At 61.6% G+C, this 8,226-nt stretch carries 7 protein-coding genes; all 7 read left to right on the top strand.

Translation table 11 applies throughout. The annotated features are described in order from the left end of the window. The first annotated feature begins 144 nt into the window (after positions 1 to 144). Positions 145 to 900 (top strand): electron transfer flavoprotein subunit beta/FixA family protein, encoded by a 756-nt coding sequence (locus tag DBZ45_RS19400; RefSeq protein ID WP_111905473.1) that lies wholly within the window; start codon positions 145 to 147, stop codon positions 898 to 900. After that, a complete protein-coding gene (locus tag DBZ45_RS19395) occupies positions 900 to 1,868 on the top strand; it encodes an electron transfer flavoprotein subunit alpha/FixB family protein (RefSeq protein ID WP_111905472.1) in 969 nt (322 codons plus the stop codon). The genes DBZ45_RS19400 and DBZ45_RS19395 overlap by 1 nt, the downstream gene beginning before the upstream one ends. Beyond that, a complete protein-coding gene (locus DBZ45_RS19390; RefSeq protein WP_111905471.1) occupies positions 1,865 to 2,959 on the top strand; it encodes an Ldh family oxidoreductase in 1,095 nt (364 codons plus the stop codon). Before DBZ45_RS19395 ends, DBZ45_RS19390 begins: the two co-directional genes overlap by 4 nt. A 19-nt stretch (positions 2,960 to 2,978) precedes the next feature. Continuing rightward, the gene (locus DBZ45_RS19385; protein ID WP_111905470.1) at positions 2,979 to 4,067 is read left to right on the top strand and encodes a mandelate racemase/muconate lactonizing enzyme family protein; all 1,089 of its coding nucleotides are present in this window, start codon (positions 2,979 to 2,981) and stop codon (positions 4,065 to 4,067) included. After that, complete coding sequence (locus DBZ45_RS19380; RefSeq protein ID WP_111905469.1) at positions 4,067 to 5,008, top strand: cytochrome b/b6 domain-containing protein; 942 nt, start codon at positions 4,067 to 4,069, stop codon at positions 5,006 to 5,008. The genes DBZ45_RS19385 and DBZ45_RS19380 overlap by 1 nt, the downstream gene beginning before the upstream one ends. Before the next feature lie 773 nt (positions 5,009 to 5,781). Next, positions 5,782 to 7,308 carry an IS21 family transposase gene (gene istA, locus DBZ45_RS19375; RefSeq protein ID WP_190243005.1) on the top strand — a complete coding sequence of 509 codons (1,527 nt, stop codon included), beginning with the start codon at positions 5,782 to 5,784 and terminating at the stop codon, positions 7,306 to 7,308. Beyond that, complete coding sequence (gene istB / locus DBZ45_RS19370; RefSeq protein ID WP_111902704.1) at positions 7,305 to 8,093, top strand: IS21-like element helper ATPase IstB; 789 nt, start codon at positions 7,305 to 7,307, stop codon at positions 8,091 to 8,093. Before istA ends, istB begins: the two co-directional genes overlap by 4 nt. Positions 8,094 to 8,226 lie beyond the last annotated feature (133 nt).

The raw sequence follows: 8,226 nt of genomic DNA, 5'->3' as shown, positions 1-8,226 counted from the left end.
TCTGGGCTACCCCGCCGCAATTCCGGAGTCCAACCCCGCCTACCCCGATGAGGCGGAATCGTACCTCGAGGACGGCATCCTTGACGTCGTCATCAACCGTGGCCCCATCTACCGGCCAACCCCACCAAGCACGGAAGGAACCAAATGAAAATAATGGTGTGCGTCAAGTACGTGTCTGCGACATCACAATTTATCGAGTTTTTGCCGGATGAAAGCGATGTAGACCCCGCGTTCCTTGAGCGCGACGTGAACGAAGCCGACTACTCCGCCATCGAAGAAGCCCTCAAACTCCGCGATGAGACGGGCCTAGGCGAGGTCATCGTGATGACTGCAGGCGGCGAGCCGGAAGAGGAGGGACTGCGGAAGGCGTTGGCTATGGGCGCCGACCGAGCAATTCGAGTCCTGCTCCCCCCTCTGTCCTCGCAGGATCCGGTCGCCGTTGCTCGCGCAATGGCCGTTGCCGTCCGTGAGGAGAACCCGGACCTGGTCATTTGCGGAGTTCAGTCCTCTGATTTCGGTTCGCAGTCAACCGGTCCAGCCCTTGCATCAGCTTTGGGCCTCCCCATGGTCGCCGCGGTGACTTTGATCGAACACAGCGGTAACCGGCTTCGCCTGCATCGTGATTGCGAAGCCGGAAGGGCCGAGGTCGTGGAGGTGGACGGGCCGCTCGTCATCAGCGTTCAGGCAGGAATAAACGATCCTCGCTTCGGGTCCTTCAGGGACATGAAGCGTGCAAAAAAGGCCGCAATTCCGGTCGTCAGCCCGGGCAATCTGGGTGAAGCCCGGGTGACCGCGGTACGGATGTACGTCCCGGCAGCAACGCAAACAGTTCAAATGATTGAAGGTGGACCGGCGCGTGTCGCCGCGCAGATTATGCAGCTTGTGAAGGACGAAAACTGATGACGAAAATCCTTGTTCTGGGGGAATGCACAGATGGCACCCTCACCGATGCAACCCGGGAGCTCATCACGGCCGCCAGCTCCCTAGGCGGTGCTGTAACGCTCGGTATCGTCGCCGGCAGTACTGGCGATGTCCAAGTTTCAGTCACCGGAGTGGATACGCTCGCGGCCACAGTGATCCCTTCGGGATCCCTGGACGCCGAATCACGCTGTCAGGCCTGTGATGCGCTCATCGCCGCGATCCGTCCCGACGTGATCCTAATGAGCTTCACCATCACCACGGCATCCTTCGCGGCGGCAATCGCGGAGGCACGAAACCTCGCCTTCGCTAGTGACATCATTGGCCTTTCCTACGACGAGAACGGCGGATTGATCGCCAGAAAGACCGTCTATGGGGGCCAAGTCGTCGCAGAACTTGCATTCCCTACCGACGAACCAAAGCTCTTGCTCACGAGGCAGGGGGTGTGGGAGCCGGCCCCGGACGGAGGTCAACCGTCCAGGAGCATCGACATCGACGTGAGCATCGACAGCTACATCGAACCTAGGGTCCGTCATGTCGAGTTCATCGAACCGGAAAGTGCAGGCGACCTTAAGAACGCCGAAGTGATCTTTTCAATTGGGCGCGGGATCGGGGGGCGAGACAACATCGAGGAGTTTGCCACTCTGGCGGAGACCGCTGGCGCAGCTTTGGGCGCGTCGCGCCCCGTCATTGATGCAGGTTGGCTGCCCACCGGGCACCAGGTCGGTCAGACGGGCACGTCCGTCAAGCCTCGCGTCTACGTTGCGTTTGGAATCTCCGGAGCTCAACAGCACCTCGCCGGAATCACTGGCGCAAAAACAATCGTCGCGGTCAACAGCGACGCAGCTGCACCCATTTTTGGAGTAGCTGACTATGGTGCCGTGGAAGACATCTTCGAAGTGGCCCGCGAACTGAAAGTCCTCCTATCGACCTCAGGAAGTGTCCGATGAGCGTAGCAGAGAGCATGAACAAGCCCACAACCGAATCGCAGGACGGCCTCGTTAGCTCCGATGCAGGCCTTGCATGGGCCACGGACGTCCTGGTCCAAGCGGGCTTGGATGAAGATGACGCCCAAATTGTGGCCGCCAGCCTAATCTTTGCGGAGATGCGAGGCGTCAAAACTCACGGCCTACTCCGGCTCGGCATCTATGTAGACAGGATCCTGGCCGGCGGCATCAACGGCCAGGCGAAGTCCGACATCATTGCCGACCTTGGTGCTCTCGTGGTCATTGACGCTGACGCTGCACCAGGTGCAGTATCTGGGACATACGCCTGCGACATCGCCGTAGAACGTGCCCGGAAACATGGTGTTGGGTGCGTGGTAGTCCGAAATGGCAATCACTTCGGCGCGTCTGCTTACTTTACAAATCGCATTGCTGACGCCGGGTTTCTCGGTCTAGCTGCCTGCAACACCGAAAGCGTCATGAGCGCCCCCGGTGGCGGCCGCCCCGTGCTGGGGACAAATCCCCTTGCCGTCGCAGTGCCGCTGCCGTACGCGAACCGGCCTCAACTGGACATGGCCACAACAACCGTCAGCCAAGGTGCGCTGCTGGTTGCCAAAGCAAACAACGAGGCAATCCCCTTGGGTTGGGCGGTAGACGTGAATGGTCAGCCCACAACCTCGCCCATCGACGGGCTTGCAGGCGCTCTGACACCAGCGGGCGGGCCAAAGGGGTTCGGGTTGGCATTCGTGGTTGACACGCTCGTGGCTTTGGCCGGAGCGAAAGTAAGTCCCTCGGTGACTGCACTTGAGGCGGATCCCCGAGAGCCTCAGCAGCTCGGCCAATTCTTCATGGCAATCCGCGCAGATGCCGCCGAATCGCTCGATGGTTACCAGGAGCGAATCAGTGCACTTGTAGATGCAATACACAACAGTGGAATAAATGGCCACAGGCCAATGGCGCCCGGCGAGCCGGAAATGGCGCGCGAACGTCAGTCAAATGGAAAGTTTGCCGTGAGCCCCAGCACCCTCGAGGCACTCAGTAGCGTGGCCGCCAAAGTCGGCACGCCGCCTTTGGCGCTTATCCCGGCAACCGTTTAGATCCAAGGAAGCAGCCCAAATGTCTAAGATCGAATCAATCCGCACCGACTCTTATAAACTGCCCCTCGAAACCGTTCTCAGTGACGCCACACATGGCACCATCCCCCACTTCGAATTCGTTACCGTGCGCGTCCGGGACAGCGACGGCGTTGAGGGCATGGGGTACACATACGCCGTGAATTCAGGGGCTCCGGCCTTCCACGCACTCATCGAGGGGTACCTCGCCCCGGTCGTAATCGGCAGAGATGCGGACATGACCGAACAAATCTGGAAGCAGATGTGGTGGGCCGTCCATTACTCAGGCCGCGGTGGCCACGCGACCTCTGCGATTTCTGCAGTGGATGTTGCCCTTTGGGACCTCCGCGCCCGGCGGGCCGAGCTGCCCCTCTGGAGACTCTTCGGAGCCCATGACCCCAAAGTACCTGTCTACGCCGGTGGCATTGACCTGGACTACACGCTCGACGAGCTGCTGGCCCAGGCGGACAGATTTCAAGCCGAAGGCTTTCGAGCCATCAAAATGAAGGTTGGCCGGCCGTATCTAAGGGAGGACATCGAACGCGTAGGCGCCATGCGAAAGCACCTGGGAGATGACTTCCCGCTCATGGTAGATGCAAACATGAAATGGAGTGCCGATCAGGCCATTCGCGCGGCACAAGCCCTGCGTGACTTCAACCTGCTCTGGATAGAAGAACCCACGATCCCCGATGACATCGCTGGACATGTACGAATCGTCCGGGAAGGTGGCACCCCAGTGGCCAGCGGCGAAAACATGCACACGCTATATGAGTTTCAAAACATGATCGCGGCCGGGGGGCTAACCTACCCGGAGCCCGATGTCACCAATTGCGGCGGGATGACGGTGTTTCGCAAAATCGGCGCCCTAGCCGAAGCCAACAACCTACCTCTCACATCCCATGGTGCGCATGACCTTACTGTGCATCTACTGGCGGCTGCTCCAAACACTGTGAACATGGAGGTCCACGGATTCGCTTTGGACCGATACGTCGCACAACCCATGAAGGTTATCGATGGATACACCGTTGCACCCGAACGGCCAGGCCACGGAATCGAATTGGACTGGGACGCGTTGGAAAGGCACCGCGCCTGATGTCAGCCCCGACTAAGACACGATATACGGCCAAGGCCGCCATGGAATCTCGATGGTTCAAACCGCTCGTGGTGTCGCTGGGAATCATTCTCGTCTTTGGACTGGCCGTCCTTGCGGCGAGATTACTCCGGAACACTCAGCCGGTCGGCGACTTCATCGAGCGATACCACGGCACGACTGCCCTGCCGGTGGATGCACCCGTAGGGATCCCCCCTTGGTTGGGCTGGCAACATTTTCTGAACATGTTCCTGATGCTCTTCATCATCCGATCCGGATGGCAGATCAGAAACAGCAGTTTGCCGATGAACTGGAGGAGGAAGAAGCCGGGCCGGTTCCTCTTTAAGAACCCAGGTAAGAAGATCAACTTAGCCATCTGGTGGCATCTGAGCTGGGACACCCTGTGGGTCCTAAACGGCGTTGTATTTTTCGCATTGATTTTTGCCACAGGACAGTGGATGCGCCTCGTACCCTTAAGCTGGGACGTCCTGCCCAACGCATTGTCCGTCGCCATTCAATACTTATCCTTGGACTGGCCGCTGGAGAACGGGTGGGTCAACTACAACAGCCTGCAGATACTCACCTATTTCCTAACAGTTTTTATCGCATCTCCGCTTGCGATCGTCACAGGAGTACGGATGTCGCCGGCATTTCAGACGCGAGTTCCGCAGGCAAATAAACTCGTCCCCATGTCAGTTACACGAAGAGTTCACTTCATAGTGATGCTCTGGTTCGCCGTATTTATCCTGGTCCACGTGACACTCGTATTCGCTACCGGTGCTTTGCGCAATCTGAACCACATGTACGCGTCCCAAGACAACAACGACTGGATAGGCTTCCTGATCTTCTCGGCGTCCCTATTGGTTCTTGTTGGCGGATGGTTTGCTGCCTCACCGGTCACGATTCGTTACCTCGCGTCATTCAGCGGCAACGTCACCCGCTAGCAACGGAGCCATACCTGAACGGGTGCCGGACCGGCTCGGAGGTCCCGGTCATCGCCTGGCCGGCGAGTGTGCTGACACACCGCCGGTGGCGATGACTTCTCCCCCGCCCGGCAGCTCGGCGAACTCCACTCCTTTGTCCCTTCCAGGCACTGCATGGCCCACCTCGCCGAGGCCTAACCGACTGGGCCCAGCGCCGGGTAGGCGCGTTAGTCGAAGAACGGGGATCTAAAACGGGGCGAGTGAACGCCGGAAGTTCTTTTGCCTTATTAATTGCGAGCAACCCGCTGAATGGTGCCCTGCATGAAGCGCCTCGCCCCGCCGGACTACTGTGAAGGTGACCAGAAATGCCGTTGCCCGTACGCCGAACTCTTCCACGTATTTTCGCACCCGAAGAAGAGCCCCCCAATCTGCCGGAACCAGGCCCTCAAAGTGCCGTTGCGCGAACTTCCCTGCAACTGGCCATCGACATCGATGACCTTGTTTCCTCGCCTTGGATCGGACTCCACCACAAGCACGAGTTTTTGCTGCACTACAAGCACGAATCACTAGTCTCACACGCAGGCCACTCGTCACCCCTGTTAGCGGCCATGAAAAACTGCCCGTAGGCGGCCACGGAAATGCCCACTGACGGCCAGTAGAACTGCCCGTTGGTGGCCATGAGATCTGCCCACTTCCTTACTGAACCTGCCGCGTCTTAAGCGGTGGGGGCCTCTCCCCGGGATTTGATGACGGTGTCTAGTCGCACCAAATGTCGTCCCAGGAAGAGGCCCTGTATGAAGCATGACGGAGAAATCATGGAAATTCTTGCTGCCTACGATCTGACCGGATCGTTGCGCGCCACGGCCGAGCTCACGGGCTGTTCGCACCACACTGTAGCCAGGCATGTAGCGGCACGGGACGCCGGCCGGCCGATCGCCGAACCCGCGCCCAGGCCCCGGGTCACGGACACTTACCTGCCCAAGATCGAGGAATGGGTCGAGGCGTCCAAAGGACGGATCCGTGCCGATAAAGCCCACGCGAAGCTCCTCGCCATGGGTTACGCGGGGTCCGAGCGATCCACCCGCCGGGCGATCGCGCAGGTCAAGGCCGCGTGGCGGCTGGGACACACCCGCGTTCACCGACCGTGGATCACCGAGCCCGGGATGTGGCTGCAGTACGACTTCGGCGACGGACCACGGATCGGCGGGGTGAAGACCATCCTGTTCGTGGCCTGGCTGGCGTTCTCGAGGTTCAGGATCGTGATCCCGTTGCGGGACCGGACCGCGCCGAGCGTGTTCGCCGCTCTGGACCGCTGCTTCCGGATCCTGGGCGGGGCACCGACCTATGTCCTCACGGACAACGAGAAAACTGTGACCACGGCCCACGTGGCCGGGGTGCCGGTGCGGAACCAGCAAACCCTGGACTTCGCCCGCCACTACGGGGTCACAGTGCTGACCTGCCAGCCGGCGGACCCCGCCACCAAGGGCGGGGTCGAAGCGTCCGTGAAGCTAGCCAAGGCCGATATCGTCCCAAAAGAGACCAACCTGCGGGCGGACTACGGTTCCTTCACCGCTCTCGAGGCGGCCTGCGAGGCATTCATGGACGAGGTGAACAACCGGGAGCACCGCACCATCCGGCGCAAACCGGCAGCGGTGCTGGCAGAGGAACAGCTCCGGCTGCACCGGATCCCGGAGACCGCGCACACGGTCGCGTTCGGAGTGGCCCGCACCGTCCCGGAGAACACCCCGATGGTCACCTTCGAGAACGCCCAGTACTCCGTGCCCGCGCATCTGCTCGGCGCGAGGGTGTTCGTCCGCTCCCACGGCACCGGGCCCGATGAACAGGTCATCATCGTCCACCACGGCTCCGCCGGTCCGGTCGAGGTCGCCCGTCATCACCGGGCCAGGCCCGGCAGCCCCGCGATCATCGAAGAGCACTTTCCCGGAACCAGGACCAGGATCCCGGGCGACTACGCAGTGAAGGCCCGCAACGCCGGTGAGGCCGAGTTCCTTGCCATCGGCGAGGGCGCGAGGACCTGGCTCGTGGAAGCCGCCGGGACCGGGACGGCCCGGATGAACGTGAAAATGGCTGAGGCCGTGACGCTGGCCAAAATCGCCGGCGCCGAGGCGGTGGACCGGGCCCTGGGTGACGCCGCGCTTCATGGCCGCTTCGCTCACGGCGATCTGGCCTCGATCCTGAACGCCAACATCCGACGCACCACTACCCACGCCGCGGACGAGACCCGGTCCCTGACCCAGGGCACCAGTGCATGGGCCGGCCTGGGCACTGAACCCGCCCCTGTGAAGGAGCAGAACCGATGAGCCCTGTCAGCACCACGAACACGACCGCCCCGCCCCTGCCGGCCGAACTCGAAGCACTGATGCGGCAGCTCAAAATGCCCCACGCCCGGGCTTTGGCCCCGGAGCTGATTGCGACCGCACGCGCCCAGCGCTGGGAACCGGCAGAGATCATCAAGGCACTGTTCACCGAGGAAACAGCCGGCCGGGCCCGGTCCATGCTCGCCACCCGGCGCAAGGCAGCAGGCTTCCCCACGGGGAAAACCTTCGACGCCTGGGACCCCGCCGTCTCCTCGATCCCCGCGCCGACCCAGCAGGCCCTGCGCACCCTGGAATGGATCGGCCGGCGGGAGAACCTGGTCGTCTGCGGACCGTCCGGCACGGGGAAAACATTCTTCCTCGAAGCCCTCGGCCAGCAAGCCGTCGAAGCCGGCATGCGCGTGGCCTGGTTCAGGCTCGAGGACCTCGGCGCCCTGATCCGGGCCCACCGCACCGACGACAGCGTCACCCGGGCCGTCGCCAGAATCCTACGCGCCGAACTCGTCGTGATCGATGACATCGGGCTCCTGCCGGTGGCCACCGACGCCGCCGAAGGCCTCTACCGGGTCGTGGACGCAGCCTACGAAAAGCGCTCCGTCGCGATCTCATCGAACCTTCACCCGGCAGGCTTTGACGAGCTCATGCCCAAAACCCTGGCCACCGCCACCGTGGACCGGCTGCTGCACCACGCCCATGTCTGCCAGACCAGCGGCGATTCCATCCGCCTCACCCAGGCCCTCGCGGGAAAAGGAGTCACCCAACTGAACTGACACGACCCCACGATGGCCAACCCCGCCGAAACCTTCAGTGGGCAGATCTGTTGGCCATCACCGGGCAGTTTTACTGGCCACCAGCGGGCACATTAACTGGCCGCCCGTGGGCACAAACTACTGGCCATTGACA

Source organism: Arthrobacter globiformis, from assembly GCF_003261175.1.
Lineage (GTDB): Bacteria > Actinomycetota > Actinomycetes > Actinomycetales > Micrococcaceae > Arthrobacter > Arthrobacter globiformis_A.
Note: the sequence above shows the minus strand (reverse complement) of the source record. Positions and strands in the feature narration are given on the sequence as shown.

What these genes read in the sequence shown, in the direction of transcription:
- DBZ45_RS19385 (WP_111905470.1), top strand. Translation starts at nt 2,979, where the DNA reads ATGTCTAAGATCGAATCAATCCGCACCGACTCTTATAAACTGCCCCTC.
- DBZ45_RS19395 (WP_111905472.1), top strand. Translation starts at nt 900, where the DNA reads ATGACGAAAATCCTTGTTCTGGGGGAATGCACAGATGGCACCCTCACC.
- DBZ45_RS19380 (WP_111905469.1), top strand. Translation starts at nt 4,067, where the DNA reads ATGTCAGCCCCGACTAAGACACGATATACGGCCAAGGCCGCCATGGAA.
- DBZ45_RS19390 (WP_111905471.1), top strand. Translation starts at nt 1,865, where the DNA reads ATGAGCGTAGCAGAGAGCATGAACAAGCCCACAACCGAATCGCAGGAC.
- istA (WP_190243005.1), top strand. Translation starts at nt 5,782, where the DNA reads ATGAAGCATGACGGAGAAATCATGGAAATTCTTGCTGCCTACGATCTG.
- istB (WP_111902704.1), top strand. Translation starts at nt 7,305, where the DNA reads ATGAGCCCTGTCAGCACCACGAACACGACCGCCCCGCCCCTGCCGGCC.
- DBZ45_RS19400 (WP_111905473.1), top strand. Translation starts at nt 145, where the DNA reads ATGAAAATAATGGTGTGCGTCAAGTACGTGTCTGCGACATCACAATTT.